This window comes from Streptomyces typhae (genome assembly GCF_009755605.1).
Lineage (GTDB): Bacteria > Actinomycetota > Actinomycetes > Streptomycetales > Streptomycetaceae > Streptomyces > Streptomyces typhae.
Genome location: NZ_WPNZ01000016.1, coordinates 1 through 20,730 on the forward strand (window position 1 = coordinate 1; position 20,730 = coordinate 20,730).

A 20,730-nucleotide genomic window follows, 5' to 3' on the forward strand; every position below is an offset into this window, starting at 1 on the left:
TAGTGTTTCGGTGGTCATAGCGTGAGGGAAACGCCCGGTTACATTCCGAACCCGGAAGCTAAGCCTCACAGCGCCGATGGTACTGCAGGGGGGACCCTGTGGGAGAGTAGGACGCCGCCGAACTCATCTTGATAAATAGCCGTGCCCCCGATTTTCGACTCGTGGGCACGGCTATTTTGCGTTCCACCCAGCTGGTGCCGCTGACGCAAGCCACGACGTGGTGCACGGCAAGACGCGCCACCCCTCCGCATGGCTGCCCGACAACTGACGGTAAGGTCAGGGGGCATCATCGGCTCATTTCCCCACAGGAGGCCCCCGGGTGGAGGTCCAGGAGACTCGCGTCCAGACGGACCGGGTCCTCACCATCCCGAACATCCTCAGCATGGCGCGCCTGGTAGGCGTACCCCTCTTCCTGTGGCTGATCCTCAGGCCCGAGTTCGGCGGGCCCAAGAGTGACGGCTGGGCGCTGCTCGTCCTCGCGCTCAGCGGCGTCAGCGACTACCTCGACGGCAAGCTCGCACGACGCTGGAACCAGATCAGCAGCCTCGGCCGGCTCCTCGACCCCGCCGCCGACCGGCTGTACATCCTCTCCACCCTCGTCGGCCTCACCTGGCGGGAGATCCTCCCGCTCTGGCTCACGGCAGCACTACTTCTGCGTGAGCTGGTTCTCCTGGTCATGGTCTGGGTACTCCGACGTCACGGCTATCCGCCGCCCCAGGTGAACTTCCTCGGCAAGGCAGCCACCTTCAACCTGATGTACGCCTTTCCGCTACTTCTGCTCAGTGACGGAAGTGGCTGGATCCACTCACTCGCTGCTATTTTCGGATGGGCGTTCGCCGGATGGGGTACAACTCTGTATTGGTGGGCAGGGATCCTCTATGTGGTTCAAGTCCGCCGACTTGTCAAGGCGGATGCCATGGCCGATTGAGTCCCCCGATATGGCGGCCACAGCGGTTCGAAGCCCCGTGACTCATCGAAACGGGCCGATCCTGGTGGGCTGAGTCGGCTGGATCGTCGTCGTCTATCAAGGAGGACGTTACCGACATGAAGGCCGTCGTGATGGCCGGGGGCGAAGGCACCCGCCTGCGCCCCATGACCTCAAGCATGCCCAAGCCGCTCCTGCCGGTGGTCAACCGGCCGATCATGGAGCATGTGCTGCGCCTGCTGAAAAGGCATGGGCTCACCGAGACCGTTGTGACCGTTCAGTTCCTGGCGTCACTCGTCAAGAACTACTTCGGCGACGGTGAAGAGCTCGGTATGGAGCTCACGTATGCCAATGAGGAGAAGCCACTCGGCACCGCCGGCAGCGTGAAGAATGCCGAGGAAGCGCTGAAGGACGACGCCTTTCTCGTCATCTCCGGTGACGCTCTGACCGACTTCGACCTCACCGACCTGATCCGATTCCACAAGGAAAAGGGCGCGCTGGTCACCGTCTGCCTGACCCGAGTTCCCAATCCACTGGAATTCGGCATCACCATCGTCGACGAAGAAGGCAAGGTCGAGCGCTTCCTGGAGAAGCCGACCTGGGGGCAGGTCTTCTCCGACACGGTGAACACGGGCATCTACGTCATGGAGCCCGAAGTCTTCGACTACGTCGAGGCCGACGTGCCGGTGGACTGGTCCGGTGATGTCTTCCCCCAGCTCATGAAGGAAGGCAAGCCCATCTACGGGTACGTCGCCGAGGGCTACTGGGAGGACGTCGGCACCCACGAAAGCTATGTGAAAGCCCAGGCAGACGTCCTCGAAGGTCAGGTCGACGTCGAACTCGACGGCTTCGAGATCTCCCCCGGTGTCTGGGTCGCCGAAGGTGCCGAAGTGCACCCGGACGCTGTTCTCCGCGGGCCCCTGTTCGTCGGTGACTACGCCAAGGTCGAGGCCGACGTCGAAATCCGCGAGCACACCGTGATCGGCTCGAACGTGGTCGTGAAGAGCGGCGCCTTCCTGCACAAGGCCGTCGTCCACGACAACGTCTACATCGGGCAGCACAGCAACCTCCGCGGCTGCGTCGTCGGCAAGAACACCGACATCATGCGAGCGGCCCGCATCGAGGACGGCGCCGTCATCGGCGATGAATGCCTCGTCGGCGAAGAATCGATTGTCCAGGGCAATGTGCGGGTCTATCCGTTCAAGACGATCGAGGCGGGCGCGTTCGTCAACACCTCGGTCATCTGGGAGTCCCGGGGGCAGGCGCACCTCTTCGGTGCCCGCGGTGTCTCCGGTATCCTGAACGTGGAGATCACTCCGGAACTCGCGGTCCGTCTCGCCGGTGCGTACGCGACGACGCTGAAGAAGGGCTCCACGGTCACCACGGCGCGCGACCACTCCCGGGGCGCCCGCGCGCTGAAGCGGGCGGTGATCTCCGCGCTGCAGGCCAGCGCCATCGACGTACGCGACCTGGAGAACGTGCCGCTGCCCGTCGCGCGGCAGCAGACGGCGCGGGGCAGCGCCGGCGGCATCATGATCCGTACGACGACGGGGGTGCCGGACTCCGTCGACATCATGTTCTTCGACGGGAACGGGGCGGACCTCTCCCAGGGCAGCCAGCGGAAGCTCGACCGGGTGTACGCACGCCAGGAGTACCGTCGCGCGTTCCCCGGTGAGATCGGTGACCTGCACTTCCCCTCCAGCGTCTACGACTCGTACACGGGCTCGCTGCTGCGCAACGTCGACACGACGGGGATCGCCGAGTCGGAGCTCAAGGTCGTCGTGGACGCCTCCAACGGCAGCGCCGGGCTCGTCCTGCCGAGCCTCCTGGGGAAGCTCGGCGTCGACGCGCTGACGATCAACCCGGGGCTCGACGAGTCGCGCCCCACCGAGTCGGCGGACGCCCGCAGGTCCGGTCTTGTGCGGCTCGGTGAGATCGTGGCCTCCGCGCGGGCGGCGTTCGGGGTGCGCTTCGACCCTGTGGGCGAGCGGCTTTCGCTCGTCGACGAGAAGGGCCGGATCGTCGAGGACGACCGGGCGCTGCTCGTGATGCTGGACCTGGTGGCCGCCGAGCGGCGCAGCGGTCGGGTGGCGCTGCCCGTGACGACGACGCGCATCGCCGAGCAGGTGGCCGCGTACCACGGCACGCAGGTGGACTGGACGACGACGTCGCCGGACGATCTGACGCGGGCCGGGCGCGGTGACTCGACGATCTTCGGCGGTGACGGGCGCGGCGGCTTCATCGTGCCCGAGTTCAGCAGCGTCTTCGACGGCACGGCGGCGTTCGTACGGTTGATCGGCCTGGTGGCGCGGACCCAGCTCACGCTGAGCCAGATCGACGCGCGGATCCCGCGTGCACACGTGCAGCGGCGTGACCTGGCCACTCCGTGGGCCGTCAAGGGGCTCGTGATGCGGCGCGTGGTGGAGGCCGCGGGCGAGCGTTCCGTGGACACGACCGACGGCGTCCGGGTCGTCGAGGCGGACGGCAGGTGGGTGCTGGTGCTCCCCGACCCCGCCGAGGCCGTCACCCATCTGTGGGCGGAGGGGCCCGACGAGGCCTCCGCCCAGGCCCTGCTCGACGAGTGGGCCGCCGTGGTGGACAGCGCCGGGGACTGATGGCGCATATGTGCCGGACAGCACCCGTAAGTGGCGCTGTCCGGCACGCCGGTGGGGCCATTCGGAGGTAGCGCCCGCGACGTGCGACGATGTGCGGCATGCCGCAGCAGCCCCCCACTCGGAGTGCCGTCTCGCGCCCCAGGCGCCCGGACGCCTCCATGTCGCTGCTCACCACCGTCATGGACCACAGCCTCGACGAGGGGTACGCGGAAGCAGCCGCCCGCAAGAAGGATTCCGGCACGACTGGCGTGCCCAAGCCGCTGCGGGCCAAGCTCGGACTAGCGGCGGGCCTGGTGCTCGCCGCGCTCGTGGTGACCGTGGGTGCCGCGCAGGCGCGAGTCGAGGCCCCGGTGCTCGCCAAGGAGCGCTCGGAGCTGATCGACCGGGTCGAGTCGGCCACCGCGGACGCGGACGACCTGGAGGACGAGGTCGACGACCTGCGCGGGGACGTGAGCGCACGGCAGCGGGCGGCCCTCGAGAAACACGGGGGCAGCCGGGCCGAGTTGGTCTCGTTGCTCTCCGGCGCGACGGCAGTGCGCGGCCCCGGCGTGAAGCTCGTGGTCGACGACAAGAAGGAAGCCGACCAGGGCGGCGGCGGCCCCCGCGAGAGCGCGGGCTTCTCCGACACCGGCCGGGTGCGCGACCGCGACATGCAGCGGGTCGTCAACGGTCTGTGGGAGTCGGGCGCCGAGGCGATCGCCATCAACGACCAGCGGCTGACCGCCCTGTCGGCGATCAGGGCGGCCGGTGACGCGATACTGGTCGACAACAGGCCGCTGGTGCCGCCGTATACGGTGCTCGCGGTGGGTGACGGGCAGAAGTTGAGCACCAGGTTCCAGAACAGCCGCGACGGTCAGTATCTGCACTCCCTGCAGGAGAACTTCGGCATCCGGACCAGCATCTCAGCGGTCGACGACGCCCGGCTTCCAGCTGCGCCGAGTGTGACCGTACGTACAGCAGAGCCGAAGGCAGGAAAGGGCACATCGTGATCGCCGTACTGGGCCTCGTCGTGGGAGTCGTGGCCGGATTGCTGGTTCGGCCCGAGGTACCGGCGGTGGTCGAGCCGTATCTTCCGATCGCCGTGGTGGCCGCGCTCGACGCGGTGTTCGGCGGCCTGCGCGCGATGCTCGACGGCATCTTCGACGACAAGGTCTTCGTGGTGTCGTTCCTGTCGAACGTGGTGGTGGCGGCCCTGATCGTGTTCCTCGGCGACAAGCTGGGCGTGGGTGCCCAGCTGTCCACGGGTGTCGTCGTCGTCCTCGGCATCCGGATCTTCTCCAACGCCGCGGCGATCCGCCGGCACATCTTCCGGGCGTGACGCCGATGAGCTCCATGAATCCCGAGGACCCCATGCACAACAGGGACGACGGGGGCGGCACTTCCGGGGACGGCCGCCGCAGGGAACTGCCCGCCGAGGTACCGGTGGTGCCGCGGACGCCCGGTGGCGCTCCGGCCGGGCAGGGGGGTGCGGGTGCCCCGTCCTCCGGGGGTTCCTCCTTGAGCGGTCGGCAGCGCCTGGTCAAGGGGTTGTGGCCGCCGCGGCTGACCCGTGCCCAATTCATCGTGGCCCTGCTGCTGTTCGTGCTGGGCCTGGGTCTCGCCATCCAGGTGCGGTCCACGAACGACAGCAGCGCGCTGCGCGGAGCACGTCAGGAAGATCTTGTTCGCATTCTCGATGAACTGGATGACCGAACTCAGCGTCTGGAAGATGAGAAGCGCAGACTGGAGGATCAGCGCACCGGTCTGGAGAACAGTTCGGACCAGGCCGAGGAGGCCCGCAAGCAGACGGTCGAGAGGGAACGGCAACTCGGCATTCTGGCGGGCACCGTGGCCGCGCAGGGTCCGGGCATCACGCTGACGATCAACGACAAGAAGGGGACGGTGGAGGCTGACATGCTGCTCGACGCCATCCAGGAGCTCCGTGCCGCCGGTGCGGAGGCCATCCAGGTCAATGACGTCAGGGTGGTGGCCAGTACCCACCTGTCGGATGCGACAGGTGGCGGAGTGCGCGTGGACGGCCGGAAGGTCGCCGCGCCCTACCGTTTCAAGGTCATCGGCAAGCCGCAGGACCTGGAGCCGGCACTGAACATCCCCGGCGGTGTGGTGCAGACTCTGGAGAAGGAGCAGGCCACGGTCACCGTCGCACGTACGGAGAAGATCGTCGTGGACGCCTTGCGACCGGCGAAGCGGCCTGACTACGCTCGGTCGTCCTCCCAGTGAGGGGCGGGCGCATGGGGGCCGCTGGTCCAGGGCATGAGGTTGCGGGGGGTCGGCGCACGATAGACGCGGTGCGTGGTGGAAACTGTTTGGCGGCTGCGGACGTTGTGAGGATGTCCGTGGTGCCGCGGTACGACGGTGTGTGCAATCAGGGTTCGTCCTGCCCCACGGGCGGGTCTGTTTCGGTCAAGGGGAATCGCCCGTGAAGTTGTTTGCGAAGTTGTTCGGCAAGAGCGCACGTGAGGACGCCCGTCACCGTGCGCCGCGCGCTGGAGACGTGCCGGAGACCCAGGTGGGCGAGCGCCCCCTGTTCCGGGACCAGGTCGGCGGAGACATTTCGGGCGGACAGGGCGCGTCATCTGTTGACCCTGCCAGTTCCGGACGCATAGGTTTCGGGGAACCGTCGCCCTCAGGTGCGGGTGCCGGGTTCACGCCCGACCCGTACGCGTCCCATGCCCCCGGGGGGCAGCCGCGGCAGGAGGATCCGTCCATGTCGGCCCTGGTGTGTACGAGGTGCGGGAACCGCAACGCGCAGGCGAGCCGTTTCTGCTCCAACTGCGGTGCGCCGCTGCGGGCCGGAGCGGTCCCCGAGCGTCCGTCCGAGACCACGTCCACGATCTCCATCTCCGGCCTTGAGGCGTACGACGCCGAGGTCACGGGCCAGACGCCGTCTCCGGCGCTCTCGCCCGAGGCGCAGGCGGCCGTCGACGCGCTGCCGCTCGGCTCGGCGCTGCTCGTGGTGCGCCGCGGTCCGAACTCGGGCAGCCGCTTCCTGCTCGACGGTGAACTGACGACGGCGGGGCGGCATCCGCAGAGCGACATCTTCCTGGACGACGTGACCGTGTCGCGGCGCCATGTGGAGTTCCGTCGCCTCGCGGACGGCTCCTTCACCGTCGCCGACGTGGGCAGCCTCAACGGCACGTATGTGAACCGGGAGCGGATCGACTCCGTCGCGCTGTCCAACGGCGACGAGGTGCAGATCGGCAAGTACCGGCTGGTCTTCTACGCGAGCCAGCGGGGCATCTGACCCACCCCCCGGACCTCGTCCGGGGGTACCCCCAGGAAGGCCCATGCTGGAGACACCGAGGGGCGGTGCCGGGAACGGCACCGCCGCTGCGGACCATCGGCTGATGAGCATCGGCACCGTGCTGAACACGCTGCGCGACGAGTTTCCCGAGGTCACGATCTCCAAGATCAGGTTCTTGGAGTCCGAGGGGCTCATCGAGCCGCAGCGCACACCGTCCGGATACCGCAAGTTCAGCCCGGAGGACGTGGAGCGGCTCGGGTACGTGCTGCGCATGCAGCGGGACCACTACCTGCCGCTCAAGGTCATCCGCGACCAGCTGGACGCCTCCGAGCGCGGTGAAGGCTCCGTGCTGCCCGCACAGGGGTCCTCCGCCGAGCCGGGCGACGGTGACGTCGTGGCCGCCGACGAGGAGCGCACGGTGGCGCGTCTGGGGCGGGAGGCCCTCCTTGCGGCTGCCGAGGCCGACGAGGAGCAGCTCGCCGAGTGGGAGACGTACGGACTTGTCGCACCGCTGCCGGACGGCAGCTACGACGCGGATGCCGTAACGGTCGCCGCTCTCGTGGTGGAACTCGGCCGATTCGGTATCGAACCCCGCCATCTGCGGGCCATGAAGGGCGCGGCCGACCGGGAGGCGGGGCTCGTCGACCAGGTCGTCGCGCCGCTGCGCCGGCACCGCAATCCGCAGACCAGAGCCCATGCGGAAGCCCGTACGAGGGAGCTCGCGGGGCTCATCGGAAGGCTGCATGCGGCACTCGTGCACAGTGCGCTCGGCGTCCGGGTGCGCTGACTCGACGGGTGCCCGACTACCCAAACCTGCCGGGCACGTCCTAGGGTTGCTGTGTGAACGAGCTCGACGTCGTAGGTGTCCGGGTGGAAATGCCCTCCAACCAACCGATCGTGCTCCTGCGTGAAGTGGGAGGCGACCGGTACCTCCCCATCTGGATCGGACCAGGGGAGGCGACCGCGATCGCCTTCGCACAGCAGGGCATGGCGCCCGCACGGCCGCTGACCCACGACCTGTTCAAGGACGTGCTGGAGGCTGTCGGCCAGGAGCTCACCGAAGTGCGCATCACCGATCTGCGGGAAGGCGTGTTCTACGCCGAGCTGGTCTTCGCGAGCGGTGTCGAGGTCAGCGCGCGCCCCTCGGACGCCATAGCGCTGGCGCTGCGCACGGGGACGCCCATCTTCGGGAGCGACGGTGTCCTCGACGACGCGGGCATCGCCATTCCGGACGAGCAGGAGGACGAGGTGGAGAAGTTCCGCGAGTTCCTCGACCAGATCTCGCCCGAGGACTTCGGTACCAACAGTCAGTGAGCCGTGTCCGGACGTCGGTTCGGGCCCGTGTGCCGCCGCCGTCCGTCGCCCGGTGAGCCCCTCTCAGGAGGCCGCCGCCGGAGCATTCGGCTAGCCTTTCCCCGCGGCGAGGGACGGGAAACCACTCGCAGGGTGATTATCACTCGGCGTGCCGAGTGTGGCGTTCGTTGACGAGCCCCTGGTGACTGCCTACCTTCGAGGAGGCAGGTCAAGGACGGAGGTCGGCGTGAGTAGCAGCGGCGACGGCACGGCGGTGGGTGGTCCGTATCCGCTGCACAGCGGCTCGGCCGAGCACTCTCCGAAACGCCCGGTGGCAGTGCCTGAGGGCGGCTCCGGAACGGAAAGTCAGGCTGTGGACCCGGAGCGGGAGCAGGTCGGTTATCGAGGTCCCACGGCGTGTGCCGCCGCGGGCATCACATACCGCCAGTTGGACTACTGGGCACGGACCGGGCTCGTCGAGCCCAGCGTGCGGGCGGCGGGCGGGTCGGGGACGCAGCGGCTCTACAGCTTCCGCGACGTGGTCGTACTGAAGATCGTGAAACGGTTCCTCGACACCGGGGTCTCGTTGCAGAACATCCGCACCACGGTCCAGCACCTGCGGGACAGCGGTTTCCGGGATCTGGAGCGCACCACGCTGATGAGCGACGGCGCGACCGTGTACGAGTGCACCTCGCCGAACGAGGTCCACGACCTCCTCCAGGGCGGACAGGGTGTCTTCGGGATCGCCGTGGGCGTGGTGTGGCGCGACGTGGAGGCCGCGCTGTCGCAGCTGCACGGGGAGCGGGTCGACACGGGGGAGACCCTGGTGGGGAACCATCCCGCGGACGAACTCGCCAGGCGGCGCAACCGGGCCGTCTGACCGGCGAGCTCTCCTCAGGGGGATTGTCAGTGGCGTAGGGCAGCATCGGAGATGTGAGAACCGCGCCGACGATTCTGCATCTCGACATGGATGCCTTTTACGCGTCCGCCGAGCAGGCGGCCAAGCCGAGCCTGCGCGGCAAGGCCGTCGTCGTCGGCGGGCTCGGTCCGCGCGGAGTCGTGGCGACGGCCTCCTACGAGGCGCGCCGGTTCGGGGTGCACTCGGCGATGCCCATGGGGCAGGCGCGCCGACTCGTTCCGAACGCCGCGTATCTCGTGCCGCGGTTCTCGTTCTACCGGGACATCAGCGAGCAGGTCATGCGGCTGCTGCGGGAGCTGTCGCCGCTCGTGGAGCCGCTGAGCCTGGACGAGGCCTTCGTGGACCTGGAGGCGGGCGGTGTGGCCTCGGACGAGGCGTCGGCTCGGGTCGTGGGGGAGCGGCTGCGGGCGGACATCCTGCGGGTGACGCGGCTGACGGGGTCGGTGGGGCTCGCCGCGTCCAAGATGCTGGCGAAGATCGCCTCCGAGGAGGCCAAGCCGGACGGGCTCGCGCTGATAGCCCCCGGCACGGAGCGGGAGCTGCTGGCGCCCATGACGGTGCGGACGCTGCCGGGTGTGGGGCCGGCGACGGGGGACCATCTGCGAAGAGCCGGCATCACCACCGTCGGGGAGATCGCCGAGGCGGGCGAGGACGAACTGGTGCGGCTCCTCGGCAAGGCGCACGGGGGCGCGCTGTACGCGATGGCGTTGGCGCACGACGAGCGGCCCGTGGTGGCCGAGCGGGACACCAAGTCGGTCAGCGTCGAGGACACGTACGACGTGGACATCCACGACCGGGTGCGGGTGCGGATGGAGGTCGCCCGCCTCGCCGACCGGTGTGTGCAGCGGTTGCGGGCCGCGGGGCACTCCGGGCGGACCATCGTGCTGAAGGTGCGGCGGTTCGACTTCTCGACGCTGACGCGGTCCGAGACGCTGCGGGGGCCCACGGACGACCCCGGTGTGGTGCGTGAGGCCGCCGCGCGGCTCCTGGAGTCCGTGGACACCACGGGGGGTGTGCGGCTGCTCGGCGTCGGCGTGAGCGGGCTCGCCGACTACACGCAGGAGGACCTGTTCGCGCAGGCCCAGGCGAAGGCGGAGGCGGAGGCGGCGGAGGCCGCCGGGATGGATGTTCCGCATGGGGCCGCCCAGGGGGACGGTGGCGCGCTGCTTCCCGAGGGGGCGGGGGACGAGGGCACCGCCGGGGGCGAGCCGGGCCGGGCCGAGCCCGGTGGGGCTGGTACCGGCGGGGCCGATTCCGGTGGGGCCGAGCCCGTGCCGCCCGCGGAGCGCCGGTGGCCCTCGGGGCACGACGTGCGGCATGCCGTGCACGGGGCCGGGTGGGTCCAGGGGAGCGGCCTGGGGCGGGTCACGGTGCGGTTCGAGACACCGCAGTCGGTGCCCGGTCGGGTACGCACATTCCGTACCGACGATCCGGAACTGGAGCCATCGGATCCGCTCCCGCTCGTGGAGCCTTCCGGTCCGGGGGAGGGGGTCTCGGCGGCCGGCCCGGAAGCGGGGCTGCCGGTGTCGGGCTCGGGGCGGACTGCGGCTCCTGCGCCTTGACGGGGGTGTCCCTTGCAGGGGGAGGTTGGGACGGACGGCTGCGGCGGGCGCTGACGGGCGCTGCGGCACCGTCGCTGCGCTGTTACGTCGCGCCGTCGCCGTACCGCTGTGCTGCCGCGCCGTCGCGCCGCTGTGCCGCCGTGCCGCGAGGCCGCCGTGCTGCGAGGCCGCCGTGCCGCTGTGGCTCGGCGCTGTGTCCCGCAGGGGGCCGCGGGCGTGGAGCCGGGCGGCCGCGAGCTCCGGGACGCTGGAAGGGGCGGGGCGGCCAGCGGGGGAGAGCACGGGGGCGGGGGAGGTCCTGTCCGGCGGGACGAGGCTGCCGTGGGTGTGAGCGGGGCTGTGCTGCACCGGGAGGGTGCTCAGGCGGGCGACGAAGGCTTTGGGTCGGGGACCGCCAGCTTCGGCCCGCAGCGCTGGCCTCTGGTCTGCCTCTGCTCTGCACCGCCGCCCCCTGATCCGCGCCGCCAGCGGCAGGCCCGCACCGCAGGCCCCCTGGTCCCGGCGCAGGCCTCGGGCCCGCAGCGCAATGCTGGCTCCAGGCCCACAGCGCAGGCCTTGGGCCCGCAACGCTGGCCCCAAGCCACGCCACGCGGGCCTCAGGCCCGCAGCTAGGCCCCGCGCAGGCCCCACCCCCCGGCAGCCAGGCGAGAGGGCGCCCCCGAAACGGCGCGGAGCCGCCCGGTAGGGCGCGTTCAGGCTTCGGTGGTCCTGGGCGTGTGGCCGAAGTCCATGTCCGGTGGGGGCGGTGGCGGGGCCAGGTCTAGGCCGTAGTGGCGGTAGAGCTGGAGCTCCTGTTCGGGGGAGAGGTGGCGGCCGACGCCGAAGTCGGGGGCGTCCTTGATGAGGGCCCGCTCGAAGGGGATGCGCAGGGTGCCGTCCTGCACCAGCTCACTGGGTTCCAGGGGCACGAAGGCGTCCCTGCTGAACAGGCCCGTGCGTATCGCCGCCCACTCCGGGGCACCGGTGGCGTCGTCGAGGTAGACCTCGTCGATCGTGCCGATCTTGGCTCCGTCGCGGTCGAACGCCTTGCGGCCGATCAGGTTGCGCGGATCGATGTCGGTCTGCACGGGCCCTCCAACGGTTCGCAATTCGCTCATGCTTGTCTGTACTGGTTTAAATGCCGTCCGTACCAGTTCTAACCTCGTTTGGGTTTCAGTCGGATTTTGTTCGTAATCACTACGAAAGAGCACATCTAGGCAGGCGGCCACTCGAGGGACCGGCCACGGACCTCGCTGGTAGGCTGGCAGGCGGCTGTTGACCCCGTGCGGGAGAGCTCTTCGGTGGCAGCACCGGAGGCGCCGAAGGAGCAACTCCTCCCCGGAATCTCTCAGGCCCCTGTACCGCACGGACGAGGTCACTCTGGAAAGCAGGGCGGGCGCCGGGCGGGCACGTTCGAAACCCTTCCTCACCGACGGTGAAAGCAGTGCCTCCGCACGGCGGCGCTGTGAAGCTCTCAGGTTGAGATGACAGAGGGGGAGGCCGTCCGGGTACCCGCGCCGTGGTGCCCCTCGCAGGTCGTGTCAGACCAGGAGGCCTCCGCAATGACCGCCACCCCTCGTACGCCGCTCTCGCAGCTCGAGCAGGGAATCCCCTTCGAGCACCGGCACATCGGACCCGACGCCGAAGCCCGCGCCAAGATGCTCGCCCAGGTCGGCTACGGCTCGCTGGACGAGCTCACGGCCGCCGCGGTACCGGACGTGATCAAGAACGCCGAGGCCCTGGAGCTGCCCGGCGCGCGTACCGAGGCCGAGGTGCTCGCCGAGCTGCGCTCCCTCGCGGACCGCAACCAGGTCCTCGACTCGATGATCGGCCTCGGCTACTACGGCACGTTCACGCCGCCCGTGATCCTGCGGAACGTGATGGAGAACCCCGCCTGGTACACGGCCTACACGCCGTACCAGCCGGAGATCTCGCAGGGCCGCCTGGAGGCGCTGCTCAACTTCCAGACCGTCGTCGCCGAACTGACCGGACTGCCCACCTCCGGCGCCTCGCTGCTCGACGAGGGCACCGCGGCGGCCGAGGCCATGGCGCTCTCCCGGCGCCTCGGCAAGGTCAAGAACGGTGTCTTCCTCGTCGACGCCGACGTACTGCCCCAGACCGTCGCCGTGATCCGGACCCGGGCCGAACCGACCGGCGTCGAGGTCGTCGTCGCGGACCTGACCGACGGCATCCCGGCCGAGGTCGCCGAGCGCGGTGTGGTCGGCGTGCTCCTCCAGTACCCCGGCGCCTCCGGAGCCGTACGGGACATCAAGCCGCTCATCGACCGGGCCCACGAGCTGGGAGCGATAGTCTCCGTGGCCGCCGACCTGCTGGCGCTCACGCTGCTCACCTCGCCCGGCGAGCTCGGCGCGGACATCGCCGTCGGCACCACGCAGCGCTTCGGCGTCCCGATGGGCTTCGGCGGACCGCACGCCGGGTACATGGCGGTGCGCGAGAAGTTCGCCCGCAGCCTGCCGGGGCGGCTCGTGGGCGTGTCCGTCGACGCCGACGGCAACAAGGCCTACCGGCTCGCGCTGCAGACCCGCGAGCAGCACATCCGCCGCGAGAAGGCGACCAGCAACATCTGTACCGCACAGGTGCTGCTCGCCGTCATGGCCGGCATGTACGCCGTCTACCACGGCCCCGAGGGCCTGCGGACGATCGCCCGGCGCACCCACCGGTACGCGACGCTCCTCGCCGAGGGCCTGAAGGCCGGCGGCGTCGAGGTCGTGCACCAGGCGTACTTCGACACGCTGACGGTCCGGGTCCCGGGCCGGGCCGCCGACGTCGTGGGCGCGGCCCGCGAGGGCGGCGTCAACCTCCACCTCGTGGACGCCGACACGGTGTCGTTCGCGTGCGACGAGACCACCACGCGCGCGCAGCTGTCCGCGGTCTGGACGGCGTTCGGCGTCGAGGCCGACGTGGAGACGCTCGACGCCGCCACCGCGGACTCGCTGCCGGACGGTCTGCTGCGCACCGACGCGTACCTCACCCACCCCGTGTTCCACCAGTACCGCTCCGAGACCGCGATGCTGCGCTACCTGCGCAGGCTCGCCGACCGCGACTACGCGCTCGACCGCGGCATGATCCCGCTGGGCTCCTGCACGATGAAGCTCAACGCGACCACGGAGATGGAGCCGGTCACTTGGCCGGAGTTCGGCCAGCTGCACCCCTTCGCGCCCGCCGAGCAGGCGCAGGGCTATCTGACGCTGATCCGTGAGCTGGAGGAGCGGCTCGCCGAGGTCACCGGGTACGACAAGGTGTCGCTGCAGCCCAACGCGGGTTCGCAGGGCGAGCTCGCCGGACTGCTCGCGGTGCGCGGCTACCACCGCGCCAACGGCGACGACCAGCGGACCGTGTGCCTGATCCCGTCCTCCGCACACGGCACGAACGCCGCCAGCGCCGTGATGGCGGGCATGAAGGTCGTCGTGGTGAAGACCGCGGACGACGGCGAGATCGACGTCGACGACCTGCGCGCCAAGATCGAGCAGTACCGCGACCAGCTCGCCGTCCTCATGATCACCTACCCGTCCACGCACGGCGTCTTCGAGGAGCACGTCGCCGACATCTGCGCGGCCGTGCACGACGCGGGCGGCCAGGTGTACGTCGACGGCGCCAACCTCAACGCGCTGGTGGGCCTCGCCAAGCCCGGCCACTTCGGCGGCGACGTCTCGCATCTGAACCTGCACAAGACGTTCTGCATCCCGCACGGCGGCGGCGGCCCCGGCGTCGGCCCGGTGGCCGTGCGCGGGCACCTCGCCCCGTATCTGCCCAATCACCCGCTGCAGCCCGCCGCGGGTCCCGAGACGGGCATCGGCCCGATCTCCGCGGCCCCGTGGGGCTCGGCCGGCATCCTGCCGATCTCCTGGGCGTACGTACGCCTCATGGGCGGCGAGGGCCTCAAGCGCGCCACGCAGGTCGCCGTGCTCTCGGCGAACTACATCGCCAAGCGCCTCGAGCCGCACTACCCGGTGCTCTACACCGGTCCCGGCGGCCTCGTCGCGCACGAGTGCATCATCGATCTGCGTCCGCTCAGCAAGGCCACGGGCGTCAGCGTCGACGACATCGCCAAGCGCCTGATCGACTACGGCTTCCACGCGCCGACGATGTCCTTCCCGGTCGCGGGCACGCTGATGATCGAGCCGACGGAGAGCGAGGACCTGGACGAGCTCGACCGGTTCTGCGAGGCGATGATCGCCATCCGCGGCGAGATCGAGAAGGTCGCGAGCGGCGCCTGGCCCGCGGACGACAACCCGCTGTCCAACGCCCCGCACACCGCGGCCGCGCTCGGCGGCGACTGGGAGCACGGCTACACCCGCGAGGAGGCCGTCTTCCCCGCCGGAGTGGTGGTGGCGGACAAGTACTGGCCGCCGGTGCGCCGCATCGACCAGGCGTACGGCGACCGGAACCTGGTCTGCTCGTGCCCGCCCCTGGATGCGTACGAGGACTGATGGATGCGTACGAGGACTGAGGCGACGGCAGCAGTGATGACGTCGGCACCGGTCGTGCGGTGCCGGCGGACCTGAGGCGGACATGAGTGAGGGCCGGTTCGGACGGAAGTCCGGGCCGGCCCTTCGTGTGCGTGGTGCGGACGGCTCAGGCGGCCGTCATCACCTGGTTGGTGCCCAGCGGTCGGTGCGGGGCGATGATCTCGCCGTTCGGCAGCAGCTCACCGGTGTCCTCGAAGAGCAGGACGCCGTTGCACAGCAGACTCCAGCCCTGCTCGGGATGGTGCGCCGTGAGCAACGCGGCTTCCCGGTCGGCGGATTCGGCTGTCGGGCAGGGTGGCTGGTGCTGGCACATGGAAGGGTTCTTTCGCTGGGTCGTGATGGCTGAGACGTCTGTTGCACGGCTCGCTGAGGTGTTCATGGCCGTTCCCCCGTTTTCGTCGGTCCGATCCAGTGTTGCCCTACGAGCGTGATTCCGCAGGGATTTTGCTGCAGCGGGTTCCTACTGCTTAATGACGTATCACCCGCCCGGACGGTTCAGCCCAACTTCCCTGTCTCTTCGGGTGGTTCGACATAGCCGAAGTGGGCTAGTCCGGTCGGGCAACCGGGTGCGACAGGGTGCCGGGCAGCACAGTGCAGCACTCGGCAGGCCTCGGCAAGGCATGAGACTCGAGCCTGGCTCGCCGAGACCTGGAGCGCGTGGTGGAGGTGGCGTGGCCGGGGGCGGCCGGGACGTCAGGCGGGCGAACCCAGGAGCGGTGCCGGAGTGAGCCGGTGGGTGAGCACGGGCAGCAGGTCGGCGGCGCGGTGCGGGCGGTGGGCCGCGATGCCCGGGGGCGCGGGGGCGAGCGGCACGAGCAGGTCGGTGGGGGCGAGGGAACCGGCGGCGCCGTCGTCCGTGCAGTCGGCGTGCAGCCACAGCGTGAGCATGTAGAGCTCGGGTACGGAGAGCAGCCGGGGCTGGTAGGCCGTGGGCATGGCCTCGGCGTGGCGCAGGGCCCGCTCGGCGGAGGCGATGTAGGGGCCTTCGCAGAAGTGCGAGAACGCCCAGCCGTCCGGTGTGAGCATGGTGTCCGCAGCGGCCACCGTACGTTCGCCGCTGCGGATCAGAAAGCGCCAGCCGGTGAGCTTCGTCGGGGATGTGCCGGCTGCCGTGACGCGGTCCAACTCATGTACGGGCAGGGGCAGTTCCGCGCTCGTGGGGCCCTTGGCCGCACACAGGGACGGGGTGCGGGCCGCGCGGACGGCGGTCGGGGAGCCGAGGGCGGTGAGGACGCTGCGCAGGGCGGGCGCGGGAGCCGGGGGGACGTACAGGGGCATGGTGGGTCGCCTCTCTCATTCGACAGGCACGGTGGCGCGGGGGCAGGTGCGGACGACGCTGTCAGCTCTGGGCCAGAGGGGCGGGGCGGGGGCAGGGGGACCGCTGGCGCCAAACTCTCTGCCTCAACCGCGGAGTTTATACGACATATGTTCAGGCATTGTTTCAACTAGCCGCTCCGGATAGCGTCGGCAAGTCGCTATCCAGTCGCTATCCAGTCGCGCCTCTGCGGCTTTTCTCCCGATTCCGGATCCCCGTTCCCAGTCATGGCCTCGATATTTCCCGTGGGCGCGGTCGGCTGATTCTCATCGGTTTTTTTCACCACAACCGGAGGATCGAAAACCGCCCGTCACTTCATGCCCCGTGAATGTGCCGCACGGAAACTCACTCCACCATAGGGGCCCGGGGGCCCGCGAGGGGCGTTATAGATCACATCGGCTGGGCATCATCCCTCGTACACGGCAGCCTCGTACACAGCAGCCTCGTTCACAGCAGCCTCGTTCACAGCAGCGGCCGGGTCGCCGGCGGCCCATCCGAGGAGGGACGCTTCGATGGGGGAGAAGGTCGCGGCAGAAACGTTCGACCTGTCCGATCGCCATCAGTACCGGATCAAGCTGCAGGAGTGCTTGGCCGGACTGGGCCGACTCCTGGAGGAGCGGCGGTTCGACCGGCCCAAGAATCTGATGGGCCTGGAGATAGAGCTGAATCTGGCGGGTCCCGACGGGATGCCGAGAATGATGAATGCTGAAGTTCTCGAGCGTATCGCGAGCCGCGATTTCCAGACCGAGCTCGGAATGTTCAATCTGGAAGTGAACATTGCCCCGCACCGGTTGGGCGGACGTGTTCTTGACCGCCTCGCCGAAGAGCTGCGCACGGGCCTCGGCTATGCCCATCGAAAAGCGATCGAGGTGGACGCGGGGATCGTGATGATCGGCATTCTGCCGACGCTCTCGCGGCAGGACCTGGTATCCGCGAATCTCTCCGACGCCGACCGCTACACCCTGCTCAACGATCAGATCGTGGCGGCACGCGGAGAGAGCTTCTCGCTGGACATCGAGGGCGTGGAACGGCTGACGTGCACGTTCGCGTCGATCGCACCCGAGGCGGCCTGTACGTCCGTGCAACTGCACCTCCAGGTGACGCCGGGGAAGTTCGCTTCCGTGTGGAACGCCGCGCAGGCCGTGGCCGCGGCGCAGGTCGCCGTCGGAGCCAACGCGCCGTTCCTGTTCGGACGCGAGCTGTGGCGCGAGTCGCGGCCCCCGCTGTTCCTGCAGTCCACGGACACCCGGCCGCCCGAGCTCCAGGCGCAGGGGGTGCGGCCCCGCTCCTGGTTCGGCGAGCGCTGGATCAGCAGTGCCTACGAGCTCTTCGAGGAGAACCTGCGGTACTTCCCGGCGCTGATCCCGCTGCGCGAGGACGAGGACCCGCTGGCCGTCCTGGACGCGGGCGGCGTGCCCCAACTGGGCGAGCTCACCCTGCACAACGGCACGGTGTACCGCTGGAACCGGCCCGTGTACGGCATCGCGGACGGCGTGCCGCACCTGCGGGTGGAGAACCGGGTCCTGCCCGCGGGGCCCACCGTCACCGATGTGATCGCTAACGCGGCCTTCTACTACGGCGTGGTCAGGGCGCTCGCCGAGGAGGCGCGGCCGGTGTGGTCACGGCTGCCGTTCGAGGCCGCGGCCCGCAACTTCGACACCGCCTGCCGTCACGGCATCGAGGCGCGTCTGGAGTGGCCGCGGCGCGGGCGCTACGGCGGTACGGCGCAGGTGGCCGCCGTCGATCTCGTACGGGACGAACTGCTGCCGCTGGCCGCTGCGGGCCTGGACGCATGGGGCGTGGAGCCCGCCGACCGCGACCTGTATCTCGGCGTGATCGAGGAGCGGTGCCGCAGGCGGGTCAACGGCGCCTCCTGGCAGACGGCGACCTACCACCGGGCCCTGGAGCGCGGCCTTGAGCGGGACGCGGCACTCGCGGCGACGACGCGGCGCTACTCCGAGCTGATGCACGCGGGTGAGCCCGTGCACACCTGGCCGGTGGGGCTGCCGGAACCTGCGTTGCCGCGGCGCTGAGGCGTTTGGGGCGGGGTGGTGCACGGGGACCGAGGGCTTGGGGGGGCGGGGCCGAGGGTTCGTGGGCGGGGCCGAGGGTTTGTGGGCCAGGGGACTCCGCATGCGCGTTGCCTGTTGCCTGTTGCCTGTTGCCTGTTGCCTGTTGCCTGTTGCCTGTTGCCTGTTGCCTGTTGCCCGTCGCCCGTCGCCCGTCGCCCGTCGCCCGTGGGTCTGGGGCGCTGCGCGTCGTCTCACTGCGGTGTGCCCGCTTGCGTGATCGCCTTGAGGATCACGGAGTGGATCTGTGCCGGGTCGTCTACCTCGTGGCCGGAGCCGCCGGTCGCGCGGGCGATCTGGTCGGCCTCGCGTTCGTCGGCGTCGGGGCCGACCGCGATCGCGATGACGGGCAGGGGCTTCCGCGGGTCGGCGAGCGCGCGCAGCCGGGAGACGAGTTCCCCGCGCGAGATGCTGTCGGGGTCCTGGTTCACGCCGTCGGTGAGCAGCACGAGCGTGTTGAACCTGCCGGCCGCGTAGCCCTCGCGGGCCTTCTCGTACGCGGCCAGGGTCGTGTCGTACAGACCCGTCGCCCCGCCGGGGACGGGCTGGAGCCCGCGGAAGGCCTCGACGAGCCGGTCGCGGTGGGTGCCCCCGCCCTCGCTCCGGTCCGCGCGGTCGCCGAGCCGGCCGGTGGGCACCAGCTCGCGGTGGTCGCGGTCGCCGTCCAGGCGCGTCGCGAACTCCCACAGACCGATCTCGTCGTCGTCCGTGAACCCCGTGAGCGCCTGGAGCAGCGCGGACTTCGTGATGTCCATGCGGGACTCGCCGCGTCCCGGCACGAGCTGCCGCATGGAGTCCGAGGCGTCGACCACTGTGATGAAGCGCGCGCTCCGGACCGTGATGGTCCACATGCCGAGGGTCTCCTGCACCTCCTTGTCGGAGGGCGGGTCGGCCGCGTCGCGCCGGTACGGCTGTGGGCTGCGGCCGCCCGCCGCCGTCACGAGCGCGGCCGACGGCTGCGTCCCCTCGGTGCGGAACCCGTACCGGTGCAGGATGCACCGGCCCACGTCGTCGCTGAACAGCGTCATGAACCGCAGCGCGGCACGGCTCTCGTCGGTGGACAGGTCCCGTTCGCGGATGAGCGTGTACGGGAAGTCGAGGGCCGGCGAGCCGTCCTTCGGGTAGAAGAGGTCGAGGGAGCGTTCCCCGTCGCCGGACGCGTTGTGCGTGAACGAGGCCTGCTCGGACAGGATCAGGGCCTGGTTGCGGCGCGGGTTGCCGCGTTCGGCGCCGGAGGAGTCGTGGGGGAGGGTGTCCAGGAGCCTGCTGTCGCTGTCGGCGGTGCGATGCGCCAGGGTCTTGGCGGTGGCGGCGGCACGGATGCCGGCGTCGTGGGAGCCGGGGTCCGGTGTGTTCGGCTCTTGGGCGTCGGTTCCGGTCCTTTCTGATCCGCGGGCGTCGGATCCGGAGGAGTCGGAGTCGGAGCCGGGGGCGTCCGGTCCGCCGGAGCCGGAGCCGGAGTCGGAGGAGCCGGGGCGGGAGGAGCCCGGTTCGGAGGAGCCGGGATCCGGGGAGTTCGATGCGTCGGGATCGGTGGGTGACGTGCCGAGTCTGGTCAGGGCGAGGAGCCCGCTCGCGCTGCGTGCCGGGTCGGCCGCGCCCAGGCGCAGCTCGTCACCGCCCGTCGCCGCGCCCGCCAACTGCGCCCAGGTGTAGGTCTTCCGGGGCCAGCCGAGGGCGTCGGCGGCGGACTTCACCATGCCCACGCCGATCGGCGAGGAGGCGACGGTGCCCGCGGGCGACACCTGCGTACTGCCGTCGCCGGGGTCGGCGCGCTGGATCCAGAGCGCCGAGTCGGGCACCCACACGTCGTACGCGGGCTCGGACTCCTCGCGGCGGAGCTCGTCGGCGACCTTGTACGGTTCCCGCGCGGCGACCCGGATGTCCATGCAGTGGCCGTCCGAGGTGACGTCCCGCTCACGTACGTGACCGGCGGCGGCGCGCAGGGCCGGGGCCACGGCGGGCGCGGCGACGACGTCCAGACGTACTGCGTCGTCGCTGCACGAGCCGCCGAAGGGCCCGAACCCGGCACGGACCGCGACCGCCGTACCCGCGGCGAGGCTCAGGACGAGGGCCGTGGTGAGAGCCACCGTGCGCCTGCGGCCCGCGGCCACGGTGCGCACGCCGCCCCGTGGAGGTGGGTCGGCTGCTCCCGTCCTGCGCCCATCGGGCAAGCTGTGACGTCCCATGGCGTGCTGTCCTCCCCGATGGCGGGGGCCGACACGGCACGGTCGGCGTTCGTCCCCTCGGCCTGTCGCACACGTGGTTCGTAAGTTTTTTCGAGAACCTGGTCCTTCGAGACCCTAGTGGCACGGGGGC

General features: G+C 70.2%; 16 protein-coding genes, 1 rRNA gene and 1 riboswitch. Of the genes, 13 read left to right on the top strand and 4 right to left on the bottom strand.

Translation table 11 applies throughout. From position 1 onward, the window contains the following. The first annotated feature begins 6 nt into the window (after window positions 1-6). The 11 genes from rrf to GPA10_RS26625 all read left to right on the top strand — a co-directional run bounded on the left by rrf (window position 7) and on the right by GPA10_RS26625 (window position 10,558). Window positions 7-123: ribosomal RNA gene (gene rrf / locus GPA10_RS26575) — 5S ribosomal RNA — on the top strand. Window positions 124-319: 196 nt separating this feature from the next. Continuing rightward, complete coding sequence (gene clsA / locus GPA10_RS26580) at window positions 320-928, top strand: cardiolipin synthase ClsA (protein ID WP_058848906.1); 609 nt, start codon at window positions 320-322, stop codon at window positions 926-928. 116 nt (window positions 929-1,044) lie between these two features. After that, on the top strand, window positions 1,045-3,540 hold the full coding sequence (locus GPA10_RS26585; RefSeq protein WP_058848905.1) for a mannose-1-phosphate guanyltransferase: 2,496 nt from the start codon (window positions 1,045-1,047) through the stop codon (window positions 3,538-3,540). Window positions 3,541-3,629: 89 nt separating this feature from the next. Further along, window positions 3,630-4,529: a DUF881 domain-containing protein gene (locus GPA10_RS26590; protein ID WP_157167723.1), complete on the top strand. Its 900-nt coding sequence runs from the start codon at window positions 3,630-3,632 to the stop codon at window positions 4,527-4,529. Continuing rightward, complete coding sequence (locus GPA10_RS26595) at window positions 4,526-4,858, top strand: small basic family protein (RefSeq protein WP_030794354.1); 333 nt, start codon at window positions 4,526-4,528, stop codon at window positions 4,856-4,858. Before GPA10_RS26590 ends, GPA10_RS26595 begins: the two co-directional genes overlap by 4 nt. Window positions 4,859-4,890: 32 nt before the next feature. Then, window positions 4,891-5,760: a DUF881 domain-containing protein gene (locus GPA10_RS26600; RefSeq protein WP_157167827.1), complete on the top strand. Its 870-nt coding sequence runs from the start codon at window positions 4,891-4,893 to the stop codon at window positions 5,758-5,760. An 82-nt stretch (window positions 5,761-5,842) separates the two neighbouring features. Next, window positions 5,843-6,784, top strand: coding sequence for an FHA domain-containing protein (locus GPA10_RS26605; RefSeq protein ID WP_079086485.1), 942 nt, complete (start codon window positions 5,843-5,845; stop codon window positions 6,782-6,784). Window positions 6,785-6,827: 43 nt separating this feature from the next. After that, window positions 6,828-7,571 carry a transcriptional regulator FtsR gene (gene ftsR / locus GPA10_RS26610; protein ID WP_058848902.1) on the top strand — a complete coding sequence of 248 codons (744 nt, stop codon included), beginning with the start codon at window positions 6,828-6,830 and terminating at the stop codon, window positions 7,569-7,571. Window positions 7,572-7,624: 53 nt separating this feature from the next. Next, entirely contained in the window at window positions 7,625-8,098 is a 474-nt protein-coding gene (locus GPA10_RS26615; protein WP_005475662.1) for a bifunctional nuclease family protein, read from the top strand. A 226-nt stretch (window positions 8,099-8,324) separates the two neighbouring features. Continuing rightward, the gene (locus GPA10_RS26620) at window positions 8,325-8,957 is read left to right on the top strand and encodes a MerR family transcriptional regulator (protein ID WP_079086484.1); all 633 of its coding nucleotides are present in this window, start codon (window positions 8,325-8,327) and stop codon (window positions 8,955-8,957) included. A 53-nt stretch (window positions 8,958-9,010) separates the two neighbouring features. Beyond that, window positions 9,011-10,558, top strand: a complete 1,548-nt coding sequence (locus GPA10_RS26625; protein ID WP_343041355.1) for a DNA polymerase IV — start codon at window positions 9,011-9,013, stop codon at window positions 10,556-10,558. 692 nt (window positions 10,559-11,250) lie between these two features. Here the strand turns inward: GPA10_RS26625 and GPA10_RS26630 are convergent. After that, window positions 11,251-11,625 carry a PRC-barrel domain-containing protein gene (locus tag GPA10_RS26630; protein WP_343041356.1) on the bottom strand — a complete coding sequence of 125 codons (375 nt, stop codon included), beginning with the start codon at window positions 11,623-11,625 and terminating at the stop codon, window positions 11,251-11,253. A 188-nt stretch (window positions 11,626-11,813) separates the two neighbouring features. Then, window positions 11,814-11,911: riboswitch (glycine riboswitch) on the top strand. A 188-nt stretch (window positions 11,912-12,099) separates the two neighbouring features. Here GPA10_RS26630 and gcvP point away from each other — a divergent pair. Continuing rightward, complete coding sequence (gcvP, locus tag GPA10_RS26635; RefSeq protein ID WP_157167726.1) at window positions 12,100-14,988, top strand: aminomethyl-transferring glycine dehydrogenase; 2,889 nt, start codon at window positions 12,100-12,102, stop codon at window positions 14,986-14,988. 145 nt (window positions 14,989-15,133) lie between these two features. Here the strand turns inward: gcvP and GPA10_RS26640 are convergent, their stop codons facing one another. Beyond that, window positions 15,134-15,340, bottom strand: coding sequence for a DUF5999 family protein (locus tag GPA10_RS26640; RefSeq protein WP_058848897.1), 207 nt, complete (start codon window positions 15,338-15,340; stop codon window positions 15,134-15,136). A gap of 380 nt (window positions 15,341-15,720) precedes the next feature. Continuing rightward, window positions 15,721-16,305, bottom strand: a complete 585-nt coding sequence (locus GPA10_RS26645; protein WP_058848896.1) for a hypothetical protein — start codon at window positions 16,303-16,305, stop codon at window positions 15,721-15,723. 549 nt (window positions 16,306-16,854) lie between these two features. Between GPA10_RS26645 and GPA10_RS26650 the strand changes: the two genes are divergently transcribed. Then, window positions 16,855-18,375, top strand: coding sequence for a glutamate-cysteine ligase family protein (locus GPA10_RS26650; RefSeq protein WP_157167727.1), 1,521 nt, complete (start codon window positions 16,855-16,857; stop codon window positions 18,373-18,375). Window positions 18,376-18,605: 230 nt separating this feature from the next. Here the strand turns inward: GPA10_RS26650 and GPA10_RS26655 are convergent, their stop codons facing one another. Next, a complete protein-coding gene (locus GPA10_RS26655; RefSeq protein ID WP_157167728.1) occupies window positions 18,606-20,600 on the bottom strand; it encodes a substrate-binding domain-containing protein in 1,995 nt (664 codons plus the stop codon). Window positions 20,601-20,730 lie beyond the last annotated feature (130 nt).